Annotated in this window: 19 protein-coding genes; 8 read left to right on the top strand and 11 right to left on the bottom strand. The window is 53.5% G+C overall.

Translation table 11 applies throughout. The annotated features are described in order from the left end of the window. Positions 1–53 precede the first annotated feature (53 nt). Both bfr and AB8615_RS12460 read right to left on the bottom strand, forming a co-directional pair. A complete protein-coding gene (gene bfr / locus AB8615_RS12465; protein ID WP_409432894.1) occupies positions 54–536 on the bottom strand; it encodes a bacterioferritin in 483 nt (160 codons plus the stop codon). Between the two features lie 143 nt (positions 537–679). After that, positions 680–883 carry a (2Fe-2S)-binding protein gene (locus AB8615_RS12460; protein WP_409432893.1) on the bottom strand — a complete coding sequence of 68 codons (204 nt, stop codon included), beginning with the start codon at positions 881–883 and terminating at the stop codon, positions 680–682. A 284-nt stretch (positions 884–1,167) separates the two neighbouring features. Between AB8615_RS12460 and AB8615_RS12455 the strand changes: the two genes are divergently transcribed. Next, positions 1,168–3,282 (top strand): sodium-translocating pyrophosphatase, encoded by a 2,115-nt coding sequence (locus tag AB8615_RS12455; RefSeq protein ID WP_409432892.1) that lies wholly within the window; start codon positions 1,168–1,170, stop codon positions 3,280–3,282. A gap of 351 nt (positions 3,283–3,633) precedes the next feature. Here the strand turns inward: AB8615_RS12455 and cobT are convergent, their stop codons facing one another. The 4 genes from cobT to AB8615_RS12435 form a co-directional block, all read right to left on the bottom strand. Then, a complete protein-coding gene (cobT, locus tag AB8615_RS12450; RefSeq protein ID WP_409432891.1) occupies positions 3,634–5,460 on the bottom strand; it encodes a cobaltochelatase subunit CobT in 1,827 nt (608 codons plus the stop codon). A gap of 86 nt (positions 5,461–5,546) precedes the next feature. Continuing rightward, a complete protein-coding gene (gene cobS, locus AB8615_RS12445) occupies positions 5,547–6,530 on the bottom strand; it encodes a cobaltochelatase subunit CobS (RefSeq protein ID WP_409432890.1) in 984 nt (327 codons plus the stop codon). A gap of 44 nt (positions 6,531–6,574) precedes the next feature. Next, positions 6,575–6,871 (bottom strand): hypothetical protein, encoded by a 297-nt coding sequence (locus AB8615_RS12440; RefSeq protein WP_418152459.1) that lies wholly within the window; start codon positions 6,869–6,871, stop codon positions 6,575–6,577. Positions 6,872–6,984: 113 nt separating this feature from the next. Next, positions 6,985–7,149 (bottom strand): J domain-containing protein, encoded by a 165-nt coding sequence (locus tag AB8615_RS12435; protein WP_418152458.1) that lies wholly within the window; start codon positions 7,147–7,149, stop codon positions 6,985–6,987. A 493-nt stretch (positions 7,150–7,642) separates the two neighbouring features. Between AB8615_RS12435 and AB8615_RS12430 the strand changes: the two genes are divergently transcribed. Then, positions 7,643–7,942 carry a BolA family protein gene (locus tag AB8615_RS12430; RefSeq protein WP_409432887.1) on the top strand — a complete coding sequence of 100 codons (300 nt, stop codon included), beginning with the start codon at positions 7,643–7,645 and terminating at the stop codon, positions 7,940–7,942. Here the strand turns inward: AB8615_RS12430 and AB8615_RS12425 are convergent. From AB8615_RS12425 to AB8615_RS12415, 3 genes are read right to left on the bottom strand one after another with little or no spacing between them, the layout of a single operon-like run. After that, positions 7,939–9,255, bottom strand: a complete 1,317-nt coding sequence (locus AB8615_RS12425; protein ID WP_409432886.1) for an HlyC/CorC family transporter — start codon at positions 9,253–9,255, stop codon at positions 7,939–7,941. The two genes, AB8615_RS12430 and AB8615_RS12425, sit on opposite strands and share 4 nt — an antisense overlap. Then, positions 9,248–10,378: a 3-dehydroquinate synthase gene (gene aroB, locus AB8615_RS12420; protein ID WP_409432885.1), complete on the bottom strand. Its 1,131-nt coding sequence runs from the start codon at positions 10,376–10,378 to the stop codon at positions 9,248–9,250. Before aroB ends, AB8615_RS12425 begins: the two co-directional genes overlap by 8 nt. Then, positions 10,359–10,934 carry a shikimate kinase gene (locus AB8615_RS12415; RefSeq protein WP_409432884.1) on the bottom strand — a complete coding sequence of 192 codons (576 nt, stop codon included), beginning with the start codon at positions 10,932–10,934 and terminating at the stop codon, positions 10,359–10,361. The genes aroB and AB8615_RS12415 overlap by 20 nt, the downstream gene beginning before the upstream one ends. Positions 10,935–11,087: 153 nt before the next feature. Between AB8615_RS12415 and AB8615_RS12410 the strand changes: the two genes are divergently transcribed. The 5 genes from AB8615_RS12410 to AB8615_RS12390 all read left to right on the top strand — a co-directional run bounded on the left by AB8615_RS12410 (position 11,088) and on the right by AB8615_RS12390 (position 15,001). Further along, on the top strand, positions 11,088–11,219 hold the full coding sequence (locus AB8615_RS12410) for a hypothetical protein (RefSeq protein ID WP_409432883.1): 132 nt from the start codon (positions 11,088–11,090) through the stop codon (positions 11,217–11,219). Positions 11,220–11,233: 14 nt separating this feature from the next. Continuing rightward, on the top strand, positions 11,234–12,778 hold the full coding sequence (locus AB8615_RS12405) for a hypothetical protein (protein ID WP_409432882.1): 1,545 nt from the start codon (positions 11,234–11,236) through the stop codon (positions 12,776–12,778). Continuing rightward, positions 12,775–13,674, top strand: coding sequence for a site-specific tyrosine recombinase XerD (locus AB8615_RS12400; protein ID WP_409432881.1), 900 nt, complete (start codon positions 12,775–12,777; stop codon positions 13,672–13,674). Before AB8615_RS12405 ends, AB8615_RS12400 begins: the two co-directional genes overlap by 4 nt. Before the next feature lie 9 nt (positions 13,675–13,683). Then, complete coding sequence (locus AB8615_RS12395; RefSeq protein WP_409432880.1) at positions 13,684–13,956, top strand: hypothetical protein; 273 nt, start codon at positions 13,684–13,686, stop codon at positions 13,954–13,956. A gap of 97 nt (positions 13,957–14,053) precedes the next feature. After that, positions 14,054–15,001, top strand: coding sequence for an acetyl-CoA carboxylase carboxyltransferase subunit alpha (locus tag AB8615_RS12390; protein WP_409432879.1), 948 nt, complete (start codon positions 14,054–14,056; stop codon positions 14,999–15,001). Positions 15,002–15,111: 110 nt separating this feature from the next. Here the strand turns inward: AB8615_RS12390 and AB8615_RS12385 are convergent, their stop codons facing one another. Together AB8615_RS12385 and secA are read right to left on the bottom strand one after the other, a co-directional pair. Beyond that, a complete protein-coding gene (locus AB8615_RS12385; protein WP_409432878.1) occupies positions 15,112–15,942 on the bottom strand; it encodes a TorF family putative porin in 831 nt (276 codons plus the stop codon). Between the two features lie 255 nt (positions 15,943–16,197). Further along, on the bottom strand, positions 16,198–18,900 hold the full coding sequence (secA, locus tag AB8615_RS12380; protein WP_409432877.1) for a preprotein translocase subunit SecA: 2,703 nt from the start codon (positions 18,898–18,900) through the stop codon (positions 16,198–16,200). Between the two features lie 118 nt (positions 18,901–19,018). Here secA and AB8615_RS12375 point away from each other — a divergent pair, with 118 nt between their 5' ends. Continuing rightward, positions 19,019–19,972 (top strand): peptidylprolyl isomerase, encoded by a 954-nt coding sequence (locus tag AB8615_RS12375; RefSeq protein ID WP_409432876.1) that lies wholly within the window; start codon positions 19,019–19,021, stop codon positions 19,970–19,972. The last annotated feature ends 5 nt before the right edge of the window (positions 19,973–19,977 follow it).

The raw sequence follows: 19,977 nt of genomic DNA, 5'->3' as shown, positions 1-19,977 counted from the left end.
CTACCTATAATACGCGCAGATAGCTGTAAAAGTTTCAGCCTAATAGAGGCGGCTTATTCTTCTGTAACAGGGGCCGTTTGCAGCTGGATATAGTTTTGGATGCCAACTTGTTTGATCAAATCAAATTGGGTTTCCAGATAATCCACGTGATCTTCTTCATCGATCAGGATCGATTGCAGAATATCGCGCGTGCCGTAATCTCGGACTTTCTCGCAATATTCCACAGCATCGCGATAGATCGGAAGCGCAATATCTTCGAGTTTCATATCACATTCTAAAATCTCTTGTACCGTTTCGCCGATATAGAGTTTGCCGAGGTCTTGGAGGTTGGGCAGACCACCGAGAAAGAGAATACGTTCGATGATCTTATCTGCGTGCTGCATTTCCTCGATTGATTCTTCGTATTCTTTCTTGGCCAGTTTCGACACGCCCCAATCGGCGAGCATGCGCGAATGGAGGAAATACTGGTTGATCGCTGTCAGCTCAGCCTTCAGAGCTTCATTGAGATATTGAATAACTTTTTTATCGCCGCGCATAATCTTGTCCTGGTTAAACGTCGTTTGGCATGTGGTGCGCCAGATAGCTTGTGTAGGTCAATGATTATTGAAGTGATTGAAAATCAGTTGCACAAAAATATGCAATTTCGATGATATATAGGCCTATGAGGGCCTAAATTGCGTTATTCTGCGGCTTGCAGACACGGCGTAATGGCAGGATCCAAGGCGCGGAGTTCCATCAGCCGAGCTTGAATATCGACTTTGCACTGCCCGCAATTAAATCGCGTCCCGCAGGATTTCTGAACACAGGCCGCTGTTTCAGCCCCTGCTTTGGCTGCACGGTCCACAGCCGCTGTATTGATATTGTTACACACGCAATAGATCATATTTGCGATTTACCCTAGTTGAGAATGAGTGTCAATTACTTTGCGAATAGGTCGCAGGTGCATTTTTGACGCACGTCCCAACCCTTAACGGATTTCCGATTTTGGGCTTGATTCGCTCTGCATTGGCGCTAAGGTTTACCTATTCCGCGAAGGGAAGCGCCATTCTAGGGGATGAGCGGCCAACTTCATACTCGCGAGGGGAAGCGCATCTGAAACAAGGTGCGGCCAACTTCATAACATTGATGCTCAATATAATGGGCACACATTATGGGGAGAGATCTATCATGACTCTTTATCTAATCATCGCAGCTGGCGTTCTGGCTGTGCTTTACGGGATTGTGACCCGTGCCAGCTTGATGAAAGCCAGTACTGGTAATGACCGTATGAATGAAATTGCTGGCGCAATTCAAGAAGGTGCCAAGGCCTATCTCAACAAACAATATAAGACGATTGCTGCTGTTGGCGTTTTTGTGACGATTGTGCTCGCCTTATTATTCCAAAATGCGATTGCCCCTGTCGGCTTCGTCATTGGCGCTGTGCTGTCAGGGATTGCCGGCTATGTCGGTATGCTCGTGTCTGTGCAAGCGAATGTGCGCACGACCGAAGCGTCTCGCGGCTCGCTGGGCGCGGGCCTGAACATTGCGTTCAAAGCGGGTGCGATTACGGGCATGCTCGTCGCAGGTTTCGCCCTGCTCGGCCTTGCAGGTTACTACCTGGTCTTGACGCAAGTTATGGGCGCAGATGGGCGCGGCGTGATTGACGGGCTGGTCAGCCTGTCCCTCGGCGCTTCTTTGATCTCTGTCTTTGCGCGTCTCGGCGGCGGTATCTTCACCAAGGGTGCAGATGTGGGCGGCGATTTGGTCGGTAAAGTCGAAGCGGGTATTCCCGAAGACGACCCCCGCAACCCGGCCACGATTGCTGATAATGTCGGCGATAATGTCGGCGATTGCGCAGGCATGGCCGCTGACTTGTTTGAGACTTATGTCGTGACTATTGCGGCCACCATGGTTCTTGGTTCTATCTTGTTTAGCAATCTGGAAGCGTTGAAGCTTTACCCGATGGCGATTGCAGCCGTGTGTATTGTGACGTCGATTATTGGCACATATTTTGTCCGCTTGGGCAAAGGGTCAACCAATGTCATGGGCGCGCTTTATAAAGGTCTTGTCGCAACGGGCGTTTTGTCTGCGGCGGCGATCTTTTTTGTCACGCAGCAAATGGTGGGACTCGGCGACATTGCTGGCACAGCCATTGGCGGTGACAAAGCCCTGACAGGTATGAACCTATTTATCTGTAGCATTATCGGCCTCGTCATTACGGGCGCCATTGTGATGATCACCGAGTATTACACAGGCACAAAATATAAGCCTGTGCGCTCGGTCGCCGCCGCGTCTGAATCAGGTCACGGGACGAATGTGATCCAAGGCCTTGCCGTATCAATGGAAGCGACAGCTGTCCCAGTTCTAATTATCGTCTTCGGCATTATCGCCACTTTCAGCTTGGCGGGCCTTTACGGTATCGCGATTGCTGTGACAGCGATGCTCGGCGTGGCAGGCATGATTGTCGCGCTCGACGCTTTTGGGCCTGTGACCGATAATGCGGGCGGCATTGCAGAGATGGCAGAGCTACCGTCTGAAGTCCGCAACACAACGGACGCTCTGGACGCGGTCGGGAATACGACCAAGGCCGTGACCAAGGGTTATGCGATTGCATCCGCTGGCCTCGGCGCGTTGGTGCTGTTTGCTGCCTATTACAAAGACGTCGAGTATTTCGCGTCTATTGCAACGCCTGGCTCATTCTTTGACGGCCTGGGTACGTTGACGTTCAGCCTCACAGATCCTTACGTCATTGTTGGCCTCTTTATTGGCGGCATGTTGCCCTACCTCTTCGGTGCGTGGGCGATGCAGTCCGTGGGTCGAGCGGCTGGCGCGATTGTCGAAGAAGTGCGTCGTCAGTTCAAATCTGATCCAGGCATTATGGCGGGGACGTCTCGCCCTGATTATGCACGGGCGGTTGACCTGCTGACAGGGGCGGCGATCAAAGAAATGATCAAGCCGTCACTCCTGCCGATCTTGGCACCTATCGTGCTGTTCTTCTCAGTCCAGTTCTTGGCTGGTAGTGCAGCCGCAGTCTCCTCCCTCGGCGCGATGCTGCTGGGCGTGATTGTCACAGGTCTGTTCGTGGCGCTGTCAATGACAGCGGGCGGCGGCGCGTGGGACAATGCCAAGAAGTATATCGAAGACGGCAATCACGGCGGCAAAGGCAGTGAAGCTCACAAAGCCTCTGTCACGGGCGACACCGTCGGCGATCCCTATAAAGACACCGCTGGTCCAGCCGTGAACCCGATGATCAAGATTACAAACATCATCGCATTGCTACTATTGGCTGTGTTGGCGCATTAGAATAATTTGTGCCGCTAGATAAGTCTCAGGAAATAGGCATCCTTCGCCTAATTCCTGAGCCAGAAAAGCACAAAATATTCAGCGAGGTTCCGTGAATTAGAATAATTTTCGTTCGGAAATAGGTGCCTTATAAAATGGACCCCCTTCGTCCAATTTATGAGGTAAAAAGACGAAAAATATTCAGCGTGGTTCCATGAAACGGAAACACGAAGCACAACAAAAAACCTCCGCGGTCTCGCGAAGGCCACATAATTCAAGCGAAGCGGGACACAAATACTCGCACGCGTGAGGGGAGAGCCGCCCGTCCTGCACAGATAACAATCTGGCAGGGCGGGCTTTTTCGTGGAGTAACTACCGCCGGCCTCGCGGATTTTCGTCAAACAATTCCGCGAGCTTCTCCGTCATTGCGCCGCCGAGTTGTTCGACATCCATGATCGTGACCGCGCGCTTATACCAGCGAGTGACGTCATGGCCGATGCCGATGGCGACGAGTTCGACTTCTGAGCGGTTTTCGATTTTATCGATCATGAGGCGCAGGTGATTTTCAAGCAGGCCCGATTTATTTTGGCTTTGCGTGGCATCATCCACGGGCGCGCCGTCACTGATCACCATCATAATGCGGCGTTGTTCCGGCCGCGCCATGAGGCGTTTATAGGCCCAGTCCAGCGCTTCGCCGTCGACATTTTCTTTGAGCAAGCCTTCGCGCATCATCAGGCCCAGGTTTCGCTTCGCCCGCCGCCACGGCATGTCCGCACTTTTATAGACGATATGGCGCAAATCATTCAGCCGCCCTGGCCCTGTTGGTTTACCCGCAGCCATCCAGTCTTGAAAGCTCTTGCCGCCTTTCCAAGCTTTTGTCGTGAAGCCTAAAATTTCGGCTTTCACGCCACAGCGTTCCAGCGTTCGCGCCATGATGTCGGCACAGACGGCAGCGACCATAATTGGCCGCCCACGCATCGAGCCTGAATTATCGATTAGGATCGTCACGATCGTATCGCGGAAATCCGTTTCCTTTTCTTCTTTGAATGTCAGGGCGCTCATCGGGTCAGTGATCACGCGGGTCAAACGCGCCGTGTCGAGCATCCCCTCTTCCAAATCATAGGTCCAGCTGCGTTGTTGTTGCGCGAGCAAGCGCCGCTGCAAACGGTTGGCCAGCCGTGAAATCGCGCCTGATAGACCCGCCATATGCCCGTCGAGATAGCCGCGCAAACGCTCCAATTCATCAATATCGCACAGCTCTTCCGCCTTGATCACTTCGTCATGCGCTGTCGTGTAGACACTATAAGGGTCAGGCAGATTTGTCGGTTGCGGGCGTTGGCCGTTGGGGCTCGGTGTTTGCTCGCTATCATCACCCTCGCCGTCCATATTTTCGGCGTCGACCATGTCTTGCGGGTCGCCTGTGTCGTCCTCAACCGCATCCGCGTCAGATACTTCGGTCTGGCCAGGCTGATCCTCTGACTGCGTATCGTCTTGGCTATCTTGTTGCTGCTCTTGCTCATTTTCTGACGTTTCATCATCAGAATCGTCATCCTCTTCGGGGTCAGCCAAATCTTGGCCCAAGTCGAAATCCGCGATGAGGTCTTGGACGCTTTGCCCAAAGGCCGCCTGATCGCCGATCAAGTCTTTGAGCGCATCCATCCGTTCCCCGCCCTTCAACGCAATCTCGTCCCGCCACGCCTGCATGATTCCGTCAGTCGATGCTGGAAGGTCGCGTCCTGTTAGGACTTCGCGCGCAAATAGCCCAACGGCTTCGGCGAAACTGTTATCGTCTTTTGCAATGTTCTCTTTATCAAACCCACGTCGGGTCGCGCGAGCGTCAAGCGCCGCCATGAGATTATCACCGAGGCCAGAGAGGTGCTGCCCGCCAAGCGCTTCAATCCGTGCTTGCTCCATGGCTTCGAACACGGCGCGGGCGGGGCCAGATTGCGGCTGCCCTTGCGTATGAACATCAGTGTCGTGCAGCGCCAGACGCAAAGCCAGCGCATCCGCTTCCCCGCGAGCTTTCGCAATTAATTCAGGCTTGGGCGCAGGCGGCAAGCTCGGCAACATGATCTGATCGCGCACGATCCCCGCGACGTCCCCGCCAAAACTCACCTCCAATTCCGGCTCACCCGAAATCGCTTTCGTCGCAGAGGCGAGCGAGCGTTTGAAATTATCAATGGGCGATTGGCCAGTCATAGCTCTAAATTTTGCCTCCAGAGGCGTTGATGCGACACGACCTTTAAGAGACTTTGCCAGCCCGCTTAAATAGTCGTGTTCAGCCATTAAGCCACCATCACCGTTGCGGCGCTTTCTGGCAGATCTTCGCCAAACGCGCGTTGGTAGAATTCGCTGATGATCGGACGCTCGAGTTCGTCGCATTTATTGAGGAAGGTCAGGCGGAATGCCTGTGCGATGTCGCCGCCGAAGATGCGCGCGTTTTCGGCCCAGTTCATCACCGTTCGCGGACTCATGACGGTCGAAATATCGCCCGCGATAAAACTGTTCCGCGTCATGTCGGCAACACGCACCATGCTCGCGAGCAAATCGCGACCTTCGGGTGTGTCATAGCTCGGCGACTTCGCCAGCACGATGGCTTCTTCCTGATCATGTGGGAGGTAGTTGAGCTGGCAGACGATTGACCAACGGTCCATCTGGCCCTGGTTGATTTGCTGCGTGCCGTGATAAAGCCCGCTTGTATCGCCGAGGCCCACCGTGTTCGTCGTCGCGAACAGGCGGAAAGCGTTGTGCGGCGTGATAACTTTGTTTTGATCGAGCAGCGTCAGGCGACCTTGCGCTTCCAACACACGCTGGATCACAAACATCACGTCGGGGCGACCCGCGTCATATTCATCAAACACCAGCGCGACAGGATTTTGTAGCGCCCAAGGCAGCAGGCCCTCGCGGAATTCCGTGATCTGCTTGCCGTCTTTGAGGACAATCGCGTCTTTGCCGACAAGGTCAATCCGCGACACATGGCTGTCGAGGTTGATCCGCACCATGGGCCAGTTCAACCGTGCAGCGACCTGTTCAATATGGGTTGACTTGCCTGTCCCGTGATATCCCTGCACCATAACGCGGCGGTCATAGGCGAAGCCCGCGAGGATCGCCTGTGTTGTGCGGTCATCGAAGATATAGGCGTCGTCCACGGGCGGGACATATTCGCTGACCTTGGAAAACGCAGGGACTTCCATATCGAAATCGACGTCAAACACTTCGCGCGCAGAAATCGTGGTGTCTGGCTGAAAAATCGGGAATTGGTCACTCATAATTGCTTGGCTTTCTGTGTCGGCATCATGTGAGGAAATCTTGTCTATTTGGCTATAGCCGTTGCCTGTCTGAAATCCAAGTATCTCATTTGAAGATATAATGTCGCTGGAGCCGTGAAGGACAGAAACGGCCAAATTGCGAAATAGGTCGCGGCAATCACCCAAGGATAGAGGCCTGTGAAGCGCAGTCCGGCCTCCACCCAAAGCGTATTGAATATAATTCCGCCGACCTGCAGCAAGATATAGCCCAGCAGCGCGCCAACGGGGGTGCCTTTGATTTGAATATCCACAGATAAGCAAGCAGGAATGAAATCCCCGTCGCCAAGATATAGAAAACCCAATTCACTGCGCGCGGCGGAAACCCTGCGATTTCCGTCCCCCACCAAACGCCGCCAATATATAGACCGACAGTGCCGACGCCTGCGATCAGAAAACGCGAAAGCTGGCTCACATGCTAGCCAAGATCGGTTGTCTTTAAGACCTTATAGGCGTTGACCACACGCTGCAGGCTTTCTTCGGTATTGCGCTTGCCTTGGTTGGCATCGGGATGGAGCTGTTTAACGAGTTGGGTGTAGCGTTTGCGCGCGTCTTCTTTGGTCGCCGTTTCATCAAGACCCATATCGTTGAGCGCTTTGATCTGCATCTTAGAGAGGCGGCGGCGGGGGCTTCTTTCTGATCGGGTATGCCGCCTTCGCCGAAGATATTATACCCTTCAGACGTGACCGAGGTGGAGCCAGCTTTGCGCTTCTTCTGCGCTTGCGCCCGTTCGCCTGTATTCTTGCGCACATCCCAAGTTGGGCGGTGGCCGTGGCGGGCGCCGACTTGCCATTCCGCAATATCTGTATCGCTCATGCCTGAGAAGAAATTCCAGTTCTTATTATATTCACGCGCATGGGCTGTGCAGAAATTATAATATTCGCGTAGGCGGTCTGGACCCTTTGGCGCTTTGCAGCCGCCTTTGGACACGCACCCCTCCCAGTCGCAAGGTTCTTGGCTAGGCGGTTTCTTCTTCTTCGTCTTAGAGACGCGAATATCGATTCCTTTGGGTTTATACTCGAAATTGGAGGGCATAGGACCTATATACGGTTGAAGCTAAATTAGGACTGCACAAAATGGGCATAATCGGCACAGCAATCAAGTCTAAACTCACGGAAAAGTTTAATCCGTCGCAGTTAGAGGTCAGAGATGAGAGCCACAAGCATGCGGGGCATGCTGGGGCGCGCGCTCATGCCGCAGAATTTGGCGAGGCGGAGGACGGGCAAAGCGCGGAGAGCCATTTCCATGTTATTATCCAAAGCAAGGCTTTGGACGGGCTGACACGTTTGGCGCAGCACCGCGCAGTTATGGATGCGCTGTCAGATGAAATGCCGAAAATTCATGCGTTTTCGTTGGAAGTTCTAAGAGCGGTTTAACCCGCGCGCTGATCCGGCTCAAACGTCTTGGTGACTCGCAAGCTTTGAATTTGGTTGCGCGTGCGAGTTAAGATTTCAAAGCGGTAGCCGTGATACGCGAATGTTTGCCCCACGATCGGGATGGTCTGGCTTTCATGGATCACGAGGCCCGCAATCGTGACGGCTTCTTCGTCAGGCAGCTTCCAATCCATCGCGCGGTTTAAATCGCGCACAGCCACATCCCCGCGCACAATAGCGCCGCCGTCTTTGAGGCGGTTTACACCAGACAGTTCTTCGTCATATTCATCTTGGATATCACCAACGATTTCTTCCAAAATATCTTCCAAAGTCACGACACCCATCAGCGCGCCGTACTCATCAACGACCAACGCAAAGTGTTCACGCTTTTGTTGAAACGCCCGAAGCTGTTTCACAACTGATGTTGTCTCTGGCACGAACCATGGCTCACGGGCGAATTTTTTTATGTCGATGGAAGATATGTCGCCACTCGCGCGGGACATCGCTTTCAGTAGATCTTTGATGTGCAACACGCCGATGACATTATCGGTGTCTTCTTTGTAGATCGGTAGGCGCGTATGACCTGACGCCAAAACGTCTTTAATGATCTGTTCGGGCGATGCGTTGACATCGACCATATTTAAATTCTTACGGTGGATCATAACTTCTTCGATCGTCAATTCGCCGATTTCAAGAACGCCGTAAATTTGATCCCGCGCGCGTTTCGCCACACCGCCTTCTTGTAGATGCAGATCAACCGCGCCGCGAATTTCGTCCGCCGCTGTCCAAGCAGACGCATTGGTGTCCATACCAAACAGGCGCAGCACGCCATTGACGATGACCTGCACCACGGTCACAATCGGAGCAAGAATTCGGATGATCCATAAAATAGGGCGCGAGACGATCAGCGCTAATTTATCTGGCTGCGTGATCGCGTAAGTCTTGGGCAGAACTTCGGCGAAAATCAAAATCAAGATCGTCATCACACCTGTCGCTGCGGCCAAAGCCACACCGCCAGCGCCGAATAAATTCGTGAACAAGGCTGTGGTCAGAACGGACGCCAGAATATTGACGAGATTATTTCCGAGCAAAATACCGCCCAGCAGGCGCTCCCGCATGTTCATCAATTTTGTCACAATGGTCGCCCGCTTATCCCCGTCCTTTTCTGCTGCATGCATGCGCACACGCGACGCCGCCGTCAGCGCCGTTTCAGAGCTGGAGAAAAATGCAGAGAACACGAGCAGGGATAAGATCGTGCCTATCAATGTCAGGTTTTCAGGGCGGCTGAGCGCATCCCATAGAGCGGCATCAAGCATATCGATCTTTCAGGTTTTCGAGGTATTCATAAACAGATTCAGGCGAAACATCTCGCTGCACGAAGGCCTCGCCAATCCCCCGTGTTAGGATAAAAGTCAGCGCACCGCGCTCATTCTTTTTGTCTTGCGATAAATGCCCCATCAGCGCGTCAATATCATTTAAATACGGCGCCATGTCTTTGGGCATTGGCATGGATAATTTGGCCAAATGGTCATGCACGCGCGTCACGTCGCTGACCTCGCACAGACCGCGCTGCGCACTAAATTCAAACGCCATTTGCATGCCCGCACTGACCGCTTCGCCGTGCAGCAAGTCGCCGTCATAGCCCGCGGCAAGTTCAAAAATATGCGCAAAGCTATGTCCCAAATTAAGCAAAGCCCGCTGTCCGCTTTCGCGTTCATCCGCCGCAACAATCCGCGCTTTCGTCTCGCAAGATACGGCGATAGCGTCTTGTAGAGCGGGCTTATCCAGCGCCAAAATCTTTGCGCCTTGTCCTGCGTCCAGACGTTCGAAAAACGCTGCATCACCTAGCAAGCCATATTTCAAGACTTCCGCATAGCCCGCCTTGATCTGCCGCTCTGCTAGGGTCGACAAGACATCAATATCCGCGATCACTAATTGCGGTTGATAGAAACTTCCGATCAGGTTTTTACCGAAGGGCGAATTAATGGCTGTTTTACCGCCAACGGAGCTATCGACTTGCGCCAGCAGCGTTGTCGGGATTTGGATAAACGGAATACCGCGCTTATAGATGCTCGCCGCAAATCCCGCCAAATCGCCGATCACGCCGCCGCCCAAAGCGAGCACCATATCAGAGCGATCAAGGCCAGCGCGGAACAGGCTTTCCAAGACGTCGTTCAATCCTGCCATGCTCTTTTGTGCTTCGCCAGCGGGCCTGACGATAAGGTGAGTTTCATAATCCGCAAGCGCGGCCGCGACAGCCTTACCGTATAGCGCATTTACGTTTTCATCGGTAATGATCGCCACGCGACCATGCGGTGTGTGAGGGGCAATTAATTCACCTAGCCGCGCTATCAAACTCTCGCCAATCACGATGTCATAACTGCGGTCGCCCAAATCGACATGTAAGGATTTCGCGGCATTATCCATTCTGTTTTCCATTGGCCTTGGCCTTTTTCGCGAGCTTGTTTTCGTGTTTTTTCAGCGCGCGGATAACGCGATTAACCGTGCGCAGATGCGGGCCGCTGGCAACATTCACATGCAGATCAGCCTCAGCATAGATCGGGTAGCGCACATCCATTAACTCGCGCATTTTCGCGCGGGGGTCAGCCACTTGCAGTAGGGGCCGCGTATTTTTGCGACTGACGCGCTCCATTACTGTCTCAAAATCACCTTTGAGCCAAATTGTCAGCGCTTTGTCTTTGAGGATTTCGCGCGTTTCAGGATGAATAAACGCCCCACCGCCCGTGCCAATCACGACGGATGAACCGTCCAGTAGACGCTCGATCACGCGCTTCTCTCCTGCACGGAACAAGTCTTCGCCGTGATCGCGGAAATAGCCCGCCACTGTGCGCCCAGAGGCCGCCTCAATCTCTTCATCAGAATCATAGAACGGACGATCTAACCGCTTGGCCAGACGACGACCAATCGTGGTTTTGCCTACTCCCATCAATCCAACAAGGGCGATGGGGCGAGACGTAATCTCTAACAGCGGCATTAGCCTGCCTTTTCAAGTTTTTACACCGCGCATCAGGCCAAACTGTTATTCAGTCTGGTCGAGCGCGTTAATTTTCCACAATATGGTCACAAATCAACGTATGCTCAACACTTAATGCGCATCATATGCGAAATTGCACGAAATGAGGTTAAAATGAAAAAGCTGACTATTGCCGGGATTGCTGTCGTTTTGCTCGCTCTCTTGGGCTTTGTGTGGCTTGTCATGGGCGCGTCGCCCGACAATGCCCCGACTGAAACGATCACGATTGAACTGGACGCCCCTTAATGCGAGAGCTCGTCATGCGCAGACTTAGCACACTCACCTTGGCCGCATTGCTGCTTGGGGCAGCTCCGATAGCGCTTGCGCAGGAAGCGCCGATTTATGAGGAAACGCTGGGGGCAGCGACGGCCTTTGATGCAGGGGCGCTGTCAACACAGGATATTTCTCTTCCCTCCTCTTTATGGCAAGGCACAAGCGCTAAGCGAGCGGCAGGCTTAATTCGCAATGCGCCCGCAGCGTCCGATAATCCGCTCATCCGCGATATGGTGCGTGCGGCCCTGCTCTCGCCCGGTGTGCCGCCCGAAGGCAATCGCGATCAGTTCGAGGCTGCGCGGTTAGCCGCCGTCATGCGCTTAGGGGATCAGCGCGCGCTCGACACGTTTCTGTCTCGCAATCCTGCTCTTGGTCAAACGCCTGAAGCCCGCGTCAACATCGCGTTAAGCCAAGGTGATAGCCAAGCGGCGTGCGCCGTTTCGGACAGTATCACAACAGATCGGTCTGCCCCCACATGGGCTAGGTTGCGGGCGGTGTGTCATGTGCTGCGCGACGAAATATCTGCGGCTGAATTGACGCGCGATTTATTGCAAAGCGGCGGCTTGGATGATGCAGCTTACTTCGCGCTTCTGTCTAATATGATGGGTAGCAAACGCTCTGCGCCCACTGCCGCGCCGTCCGATGATGCTTTGATTTCTTTCATGCGCGCACGCATCAGCGATGCACCCAAACCGTCGGATGCCATGAATCTGGAATTATCAGCAGAAGACCGTCTGAAAGCGGTTTGGGCCAATCTGGCGGCGTATTCGGACGCCGAACTATCTGGCATTATGTCAGACCTCGCCTTCGATCCCGACGATATTGCGGGCTCGTCCAGTTTTGATCTGGCCTCCGCAACAGCGAATACTCAGCCACAAGGCACAGCGCAGATTTACCTGCTGGCGAAGTCTGGCAATGCCAGTGCCTTTGCGGAACTCGCCAAGCGGGCGGGGGGTGCGTCTGATGATTTGGTGCGTATCATGTCAAATGTGATTGCGACAATGCCAGCGTCGGATCAAGCCCAAGCCAACTTGCCTCTCTTTGCCCGCGCAGCTGTCGAGCGACGCGATATTGCGACGCTGCAAGGGCTGTATCGCGCGGTTGATACCGCAGACGCGCAGTCACGCATCGCGCTGGCAGCCGATGCTTTGGGCGGTGGATTTCGCGCGCGGCCTATGGGCACAGATATTGAGACGCGACTGGGGCTGGACGGCGACGCGGTGGTTCGTGCAAAACGAGACACGGCGCTAGCCTTAGCGCTGGGCGCAACGATGTCTGACGTGGCGCGGGACGCCTTATCGGGCCAAGCTCTGTCGGGCGGTCGGAATATATCTGTAGGCGATTTGATCATTTTACGCAGCGCGGCAGAGGTAGGCGCGAGTGCGGAAGTCGTCTTGCTAAGCGCGCGCCACATCAAAGGTCGCGAATTAAATGCTGCGAGCCTCTCAGAGATCATCCGCGCCCTGCGTCAAGTCGGGCAATCTGAATTTGCGGGCCAAATCGCCGCAACTGACTTCATCCGTCCGCTATGACACAGATCGAGACCTTTCTTGAAATGATGAGCGCGGAGCGGGGCGCGAGCGAGAATACGCTGACCGCCTATCGGCGTGATCTGGAAGGCTGGCGAGACGCGCTGACATCAAAGTCACTGGAAGCGGCAGGTACGGGGGCGCTCGAGAGTGTGTTAGCGCAATGGGCCAAGGACGGGCTGGCCCCGTCATCTGCTGCGCGCAAGCTGTCGGCTGCCAAGCAGTTTTTCTTGTTTCTACAAACAGAGGGACTGCGCCAAGATAATCCCGCGCACGCTTTGCGCGGGCCAAAGCAAGGGCGGCCGCTCCCTAAAATTATCACCCATGCCGATGTCGATGCGTTGTTTACGCAAGCCGCCAAAGACACGTCGCCCAAAGGCGTGCGGCTCAGTTGTGCGCTGGAAATTCTCTATGCGGGCGGGCTGCGCGTGACAGAGTTAGTCAGTTTAAAAACGGCGGCGATGCGGCGCGGCGATGGATGTTTGATGATCAAAGGCAAAGGCGGGCGAGAACGTCTGGTCCCCCTGACAGGTGCCGCGCAACGTGCCATCACGACATGGCTTCCCTTGCGAGAACAAACCCTACCGACCAATGCGATTGCCAAAGATCGCGCCAAATCGTTCCTATTCCCCAGCAGCGGAAAGCTGGGTCACATGACGCGGGAACGCTTTGCGCAAATGCTCAAAGATCTGGCGAGGGACGCGGGTCTAAATCCCGCTAAAATATCGCCACATGTGCTACGCCACGCTTTTGCGACACATATGCTAGAAGGGGGCGCTGACCTTCGCGCGGTGCAAACCTTGCTCGGCCATGCCGATATTTCAACCACGCAGATTTACACGCATATTTTAGACGAACGCATGCGGGAATTGGTTGAGACCAAGCATCCTTTAGCCTAAAGAACGCCTATGACTTGGGAACGTAGACGACATCCAGATTTATTTGGCGACCTAGACGTGTTGCTGACTGACCTTACCCAAGAGTGGGATCTTAATCACGGCCTGACCGCTAAGGATTTGATCGAGGGGTCAAAGCCTTTGACGTCCAAAGTTTTCACAGAACGCGTGATCATTGCCGACGGTATGAAGGTCGAGGACGAACATCATTGGGTTCGCCGTATCAAGCGTAAATTCGTCCAACGCTACGGCCATGAAGTCAGCGTCAAGACCTATTCGATTTAATTCCAACACAGCCTTAAATCAGCGGTAAAGTTTTGGGTTTACCTGCGCGCGGGCAACGCTATTGTGCCACGCTTAAATTAGGGACACATTTGCATCTATGGCTCGCACATATCTTGATTTTGAACGCCCCATCGCTGAGTTGGACAAGCAGGTCGAAGAGCTGCTGACGTCGGAGAGCGAGAGTGCGCCTGCAGTCGCGGAATTGCGCCAAAAATCAGAAAATCAACTAAAAGCGCTTTATAATTCGATCGGCCCTTGGGAGAAAACGCAAGTCGCACGTCACCCTGCCCGCCCGCATTATTCTGACTTCGTTGAGGCTTTAGTTTCGGATTACACACCGCTATCAGGTGACCGGAAATTTGGCGATGATCACGCCCTGCTCGGGGGATTAGGGAAAATACGAGGGCAAAGCGTTGTTGTGATGGGCCATGAAAAAGGCACAGACACAGAGACGCGCCTCAAGCATAATTTCGGCATGGCCAATCCAGAAGGCTACCGCAAGGCGGTGCGTTTGATGGATTTGGCGGAACGGTTTTCTATTCCCGTTGTCAGCTTTGTCGATACGGCAGGTGCCTTCCCAGGGCGCGGCGCGGAGGAGCGCGGACAGGCCGAAGCGATCGCCCGCAGCATTGATCGCGGCTTATCACTGCGCGTGCCGTTTGTATCTGTCATCACAGGCGAAGGCGGGTCTGGCGGTGCGGTGGCGATTGCGACCGCTGATAGTGTGATGATGTTAGAACACTCGATTTATTCTGTGATCTCACCCGAAGGCTGCGCCTCTATTTTATGGCGCGACGGGGCGCGGGCGCAAGACGCGGCCAAGGCGATGAAAATCACGGCGCAAGATCTCAAAAAGCTCGGCGTGATTGACCAGATTATCAAAGAGCCCGTGGGCGGCGCCCATCGCGATACACATGTCGCTGTCAAAACTGTGGGGGCCGCGATTGTCAAAAACTTGAAAGACTTATCAGCCCTATCGCCGGATGAATTAATTAAACGCCGCCGCGATAAATTCCTCAATATCGGCCGTGCCTTGATTGAGTAATGGGCCAACCAAACGTCACAGTTCTATCCTAACTTCGGCATAGAAAAGCCCCGCCCTGTCATTTGATAACAAATGAAAAGACGAGGCTTTAAATGTGTTTTGTTATCTAATTAAAATCCAGCAGACACACCTGCGCCGAAGAAGAGCAGGTTATCTTTTGGATCACCCAAAAGCGTTTTTTTGAACCCTAATGTGTCTTCGCTGCTCAAGGCATAATTTGCGCCGACATAACCTGATACAGCATCCGTAAATGCGTAACCCAGCGAGGCTGAGAGCTGACCATACTCATAATCACCGTCACCATCGACAGACACCAGACCGACAGTTGCGCCGAGATCAAAGCTCGTTTTATCGCTCACAGGAACGCTGTGACTAATGCCGCCTTCGAGCGTAAGGGCTTCGAGCGTTAAATCGTAATAAGCTGTCACAGACGGCGACAGAACGGAGTCAAACCCGACAGAGGCAGAGACTTCATATGTGCCAGAAACTAAGTCTTCAAATGCCCCGTCAATGTCGTCCTCGTCCAAGCCGAGAATATCGCCAACATCATCAAGTGCATCTGCATCGCGGAAGTCATCGTCTAAGCTGCCGCTCGTTGAAAAAAGGCTGCCGAATTGTGGGTAGTGATAATACGTCACGCCGAAGTCCAAAGAAATGGCGCCTTCAGTTGGCACGCTATATCCCAGATAAAGATCAACTTCGTCGGCGGCAAAGAGAGATGTGTCGCCCAATCCCGTTGAGAACCATGCGCCCGCTGTAAAAGCGCCCGAAGATACTTCCACATAAGGCTGCACAGCCGTATCAGCGAGGGAGACGCCGCGGAAGACATAATCCGTGACCACGTCAACGCCTGTCGTCACGCTAATATCTTGCGCTTGAGCGGCGAGAGGGGCGGCTGAGGCTGCGATCAAAGCGGCAGATCCGAGTAAAAGTTTTTTCATGGATATCTCCAAAAGTGTTGCGACGCTTTCCCAGTGATCACGTCGTTTGTGATTTGATGCCCTCCCATAGCGTTAGACGCCGATCAGATACGATGGTTTTGAGCGCTAATCCCTGTGATTACTTGGCCGCGATGCATGATTGTGCGCAACCGCACAAGATTTGCCTGTGCTGAAAGCGATCCGCAGAAAAGCAGATGTTTTTGGAATTTTATGTCGTCTGTTGCAAAAACGCCGCAATGAATACGGCGCTACAAGCTAGGTGAGTTTACCGTGGCAATGCTTGACCTTCATGCCAGATCCACATGGGCACGCGCTGTTACGCGACACATCTGTCAAATCAAAGTCAACATCAACAGACTGGTCCGCAGCTGCAGCCGCAACTGGCCCAGACGTCATCATGTCCATCGGGCCGCGCGCAGAGGGCGCAGCTGGCGCTTGTTGAGCTTGCTGGGCTTGCAGTTGATTTTCTTGGCGCTGCATCTGCACATTCAGCAGGAGCCGCATCACCGATTTCGTCACGTCTTCGCGTAAGCTTGTGAGCAATTTATCAAAGAGCGTGAAGGCCTCTGATTTATATTCATTCAGCGGATCACGTTGGCCATAAGCTCGCATGCCGATCACGGATTTCAAGCTGTCGAGTTGCTGCAAATGCTCGCGCCAATTTTTATCAATGACTTGCAAGAGAATTTGCTTTTCTGCGCGGTGAAGTTCGTCCGGATCAATCCCGTCAGAGAGCTGCGTGAAGGCTTGATCCGTTGCCGTTTTCAGGCGCGTCAGCATTTCTTCATCGGCGATGCCCTCTTCTGCGGCCCAGGCATCGAATGGCAATTCCATCGCGAGCGCTTCTTTGGCCTCTTCGGTCAGGCCTTTAATATTCCACTGCTCGGCATAGGCTTTTTTCGGAATATATTCATCGATCAAGTCTTCGCAGAGCTGATGGCGGAAATCTTCAACGACGTCTGACACATCATCATCCGTCATAAATTCCATACGCTGTTCGAAGATCGTTTTGCGCTGATCATTCATGACATCGTCATATTTCAGCAAGTTTTTCCGAATATCAAAGTTGCGTGTTTCAACGCGGACTTGCGCGCGCTCTACGGCTTTGGTCATAAAGCGGTTGGTTAGTTCTTCGCCTTCTTCCCAGCCCATTTTTCCCATCATAGATTTCAAGCGGTCGCCGCCAAAAATTCGCATCAGGTCATCTTCGGTTGAGAGGTAGAATTTCGAGCGTCCTGGGTCACCTTGGCGACCTGTTCGTCCGCGCAGTTGGTTATCGATCCGGCGGCTCTCATGGCGTTCTGTGGCCAAGACATATAGCCCGCCAGCTTTCAGCGCTTCGTCTTTATATGCTGCGATTTCGTCTTTAATCTTATCAATCGCCCGCTCGCGATCACCGCCTTCTAGCTCTGCTGGGACTTCTTGTTCGATCCGCATATCCAGATTGCCGCCCAGTTGAATGTCGGTCCCGCGACCCGCCATATTCGTCGCGATGGTCACCGCGCCCGGCACGCCGGCCTGCGCCACGATAGACGCTTCTTCTTCGTGGAACCGCGCGTTTAGCACACGGTGTTCAACGCCGCGTTCAGTCAGGTAAGCTGACAGAGCTTCTGATTTCTCGATCGACACGGTACCGACCAGCATAGGCTGTTTATTTTTCGCGCAGCGCTCGATCTCGTCGACAATCGCTTTGAATTTCTCGGCTTCGGTGCGGTAGATCACGTCTTCTTCGTCAATCCGCTGGATCGGACGATTGGTCGGGATCACCAAAACTTCGAGCTTGTAAATATCGGCGAATTCGCTGGCTTCAGTCTCCGCCGTACCTGTCATCCCCGACAGCTTTTCATAGAGGCGGAAGTAGTTTTGCAGTGTGACAGAGGCGAGCGTCACGTTTTCGGGTTTAATGTCGACGTTTTCTTTAGCCTCGATCGCTTGGTGCAGACCTTCGGAGAGGCGGCGCCCATCCATCATGCGCCCTGTAAATTCATCGATCAGGACCACTTCGCCCTCTTTGACGATATAGTCTTTGTCACGGATGAATAGCTTATGCGCTTTCAAGGCTTGGTTGATGTGGTGAACAACGGTGACGTTTTCGACGTCATACAGACCTTCGCCGCTGAGCAAGCCGCGCTCCCGCAGGATATTTTCAATTTGCTCATTGCCCGCTTCGTTAAACGTCGCCGTGCGTTGCTTTTCGTCTAGCTCATAGCCCGCTTCGTCAATCGACGGAATGATACCGTCAATCGTGCGGTAAAGTTCTGACTTATCGTCTGTTGGACCAGAAATGATCAGGGGCGTCCGCGCTTCGTCAATCAGGATCGAGTCAATCTCATCGATGATCGCATAAACATGCCCGCGTTGATCCATCTCTTCGACGGAGTATTTCATATTGTCGCGCAGGTAATCAAAGCCGAATTCATTATTCGTGCCGTAAGTGATGTCGCACGCATAGGCCTGTTGCCGCCCGCCGCCATAGGCTGGATGATCATTGACGCAGCCCACCGTCATGCCGAGGAAGTTATAGACTTGGCCCATCCACTGCGCATCGCGACTGGCGAGGTAGTCATTGACCGTCACAATGTGAACACCGCGTCCCGGGATCGCGTTCAGATAAGCGGCCAATGTGGACACAAGCGTCTTACCCTCACCCGTCCGCATTTCTGCAATCTCGCCGCGGTGAAGCGTCAGGCCGCCGATCAGCTGCACATCATAATGGCGTTGCCCCAGCGTCCGTTTTGCCGCCTCTCGCACTGTGGCGAAAGCTTCGGGCAGCAGGTCGTCCAGCGTTTCGCCGTCCGCATACCGCTTGCGATACTCATCTGTTTTCAAGCGCAGGGCGTCATCTGTTAGCTTTACAAAGTCGGGCTCAAGGCTGTTAATTTTCTCGACTAAGGGACGCAGCTTTTTCAGCTTTCGGTCATTTTCAGTCCCGAAGATTTTTTTGGCGATACCGAGCATGGGTAGTCCTAGATTTTTGGGGCGATTCACTCTGCCCAGACGTTTGTGGTGACATAGGTAGGGTGATGCTCTAAGTCAATGAACGGGCTGGGATTGTTACATTGAAGAAATCAAAAATATGCCTCAAATTTTAACAAAAACTTTGCTCTGTGGGCTTGTGGCCTGTGGTTTTTCGCTTTCCGCCTGTCAGGGTGGCGCAAATTCTGACGGCGCAGATAATTTTAGCCAAACCTCAACCCGACCCGGCGATAAAGTCGTCGCGCGGGTGAATGGCACGAAAATCTTTCTCTCTGACGTCGAACGCGCCGCAACTGGGCAAGGCTTGGTCAGCGAAGGCGTGCCGCTCACGCCCTCTGACCCGACATTTCAAAAAACACTGGAAGAACTGATTGATCAGCGTCTTCTGGCCCTCGACGCCATGAGCCAGTCGCTTGATCAAACTGATGAAACAAAGCGCCGCTTATCCGCCGCCCGAGAGCGCATATTGGGCAATATCCGCGTCGAAGATCATCTGCAAAACACGGTCAACGAAGTGACCATTCGCAAAATGTATGACGCCCAATCCGATATTGTCCGGCGCGGCGAAGAACGGCGCGCACGGCACATTTTAGTTGAAGACAAAGCAGAGGCTGACGCGATCTTTAAGTCGCTTGAAGACGGCGCAGATTTTGCGGCACTTGCGCAGGAAAAATCACTCGATAATGGCAGTGCAGCCAAGGGCGGCGATCTGGGCTTCTTTAGCCTTGATATGTTGGATGGTCGTTTCACGCGGCCCGTCTTTAAGGCCAAGATCGGTGACCGCTTGCCGCCGTTTAAGACAGAATTTGGCTGGCATGTTGTCGAAGTCCGTGACTCGCGTCTGCCCGAACAGCCAAGCTTTGAGGCGCTAAAACCTGAAATCGTGAACTTTATGACGTTTGAAGCCATCCAGACTTTACTGTCTGATCTGCGCAAAACGGGCGAGGTGGAATTTGTTTATCAGACTCTTGAGCCTGAAACGCCAACCCTTGATCCCGGAAACAGTAAAGACGACACAACAGAAGATGTCGACACAGCGGATGAAAATGAGTAATCGCG

The organism is Litorimonas sp. RW-G-Af-16 (genome assembly GCF_048319245.1).
Classification (GTDB): Bacteria; Pseudomonadota; Alphaproteobacteria; order Caulobacterales; family Maricaulaceae; genus Litorimonas.
Note: the sequence above shows the minus strand (reverse complement) of the source record. Positions and strands in the feature narration are given on the sequence as shown.

Excerpts from the sequence above, each read along its gene's own strand:
- AB8615_RS12460 (WP_409432893.1), bottom strand. The coding sequence starts at position 883 with ATGATCTATTGCGTGTGTAACAATATCAATACAGCGGCTGTGGACCGT.
- AB8615_RS12415 (WP_409432884.1), bottom strand. The coding sequence starts at position 10,934 with ATGCCGCTGTTAGAGATTACGTCTCGCCCCATCGCCCTTGTTGGATTG.
- AB8615_RS12405 (WP_409432882.1), top strand. The coding sequence starts at position 11,234 with ATGCGCAGACTTAGCACACTCACCTTGGCCGCATTGCTGCTTGGGGCA.
- cobT (WP_409432891.1), bottom strand. The coding sequence starts at position 5,460 with ATGACTGGCCAATCGCCCATTGATAATTTCAAACGCTCGCTCGCCTCT.
- AB8615_RS12390 (WP_409432879.1), top strand. The coding sequence starts at position 14,054 with ATGGCTCGCACATATCTTGATTTTGAACGCCCCATCGCTGAGTTGGAC.
- cobS (WP_409432890.1), bottom strand. The coding sequence starts at position 6,530 with ATGAGTGACCAATTCCCGATTTTTCAGCCAGACACCACGATTTCTGCG.
- AB8615_RS12400 (WP_409432881.1), top strand. The coding sequence starts at position 12,775 with ATGACACAGATCGAGACCTTTCTTGAAATGATGAGCGCGGAGCGGGGC.
- aroB (WP_409432885.1), bottom strand. The coding sequence starts at position 10,378 with ATGGAAAACAGAATGGATAATGCCGCGAAATCCTTACATGTCGATTTG.
- AB8615_RS12375 (WP_409432876.1), top strand. The coding sequence starts at position 19,019 with ATGCCTCAAATTTTAACAAAAACTTTGCTCTGTGGGCTTGTGGCCTGT.
- AB8615_RS12430 (WP_409432887.1), top strand. The coding sequence starts at position 7,643 with ATGGGCATAATCGGCACAGCAATCAAGTCTAAACTCACGGAAAAGTTT.
- bfr (WP_409432894.1), bottom strand. The coding sequence starts at position 536 with ATGCGCGGCGATAAAAAAGTTATTCAATATCTCAATGAAGCTCTGAAG.
- AB8615_RS12455 (WP_409432892.1), top strand. The coding sequence starts at position 1,168 with ATGACTCTTTATCTAATCATCGCAGCTGGCGTTCTGGCTGTGCTTTAC.
- AB8615_RS12410 (WP_409432883.1), top strand. The coding sequence starts at position 11,088 with ATGAAAAAGCTGACTATTGCCGGGATTGCTGTCGTTTTGCTCGCTCTC.
- AB8615_RS12425 (WP_409432886.1), bottom strand. The coding sequence starts at position 9,255 with ATGCTTGATGCCGCTCTATGGGATGCGCTCAGCCGCCCTGAAAACCTG.
- AB8615_RS12385 (WP_409432878.1), bottom strand. The coding sequence starts at position 15,942 with ATGAAAAAACTTTTACTCGGATCTGCCGCTTTGATCGCAGCCTCAGCC.
- AB8615_RS12435 (WP_418152458.1), bottom strand. The coding sequence starts at position 7,149 with ATGGGTCTTGATGAAACGGCGACCAAAGAAGACGCGCGCAAACGCTAC.
- AB8615_RS12395 (WP_409432880.1), top strand. The coding sequence starts at position 13,684 with ATGACTTGGGAACGTAGACGACATCCAGATTTATTTGGCGACCTAGAC.
- secA (WP_409432877.1), bottom strand. The coding sequence starts at position 18,900 with ATGCTCGGTATCGCCAAAAAAATCTTCGGGACTGAAAATGACCGAAAG.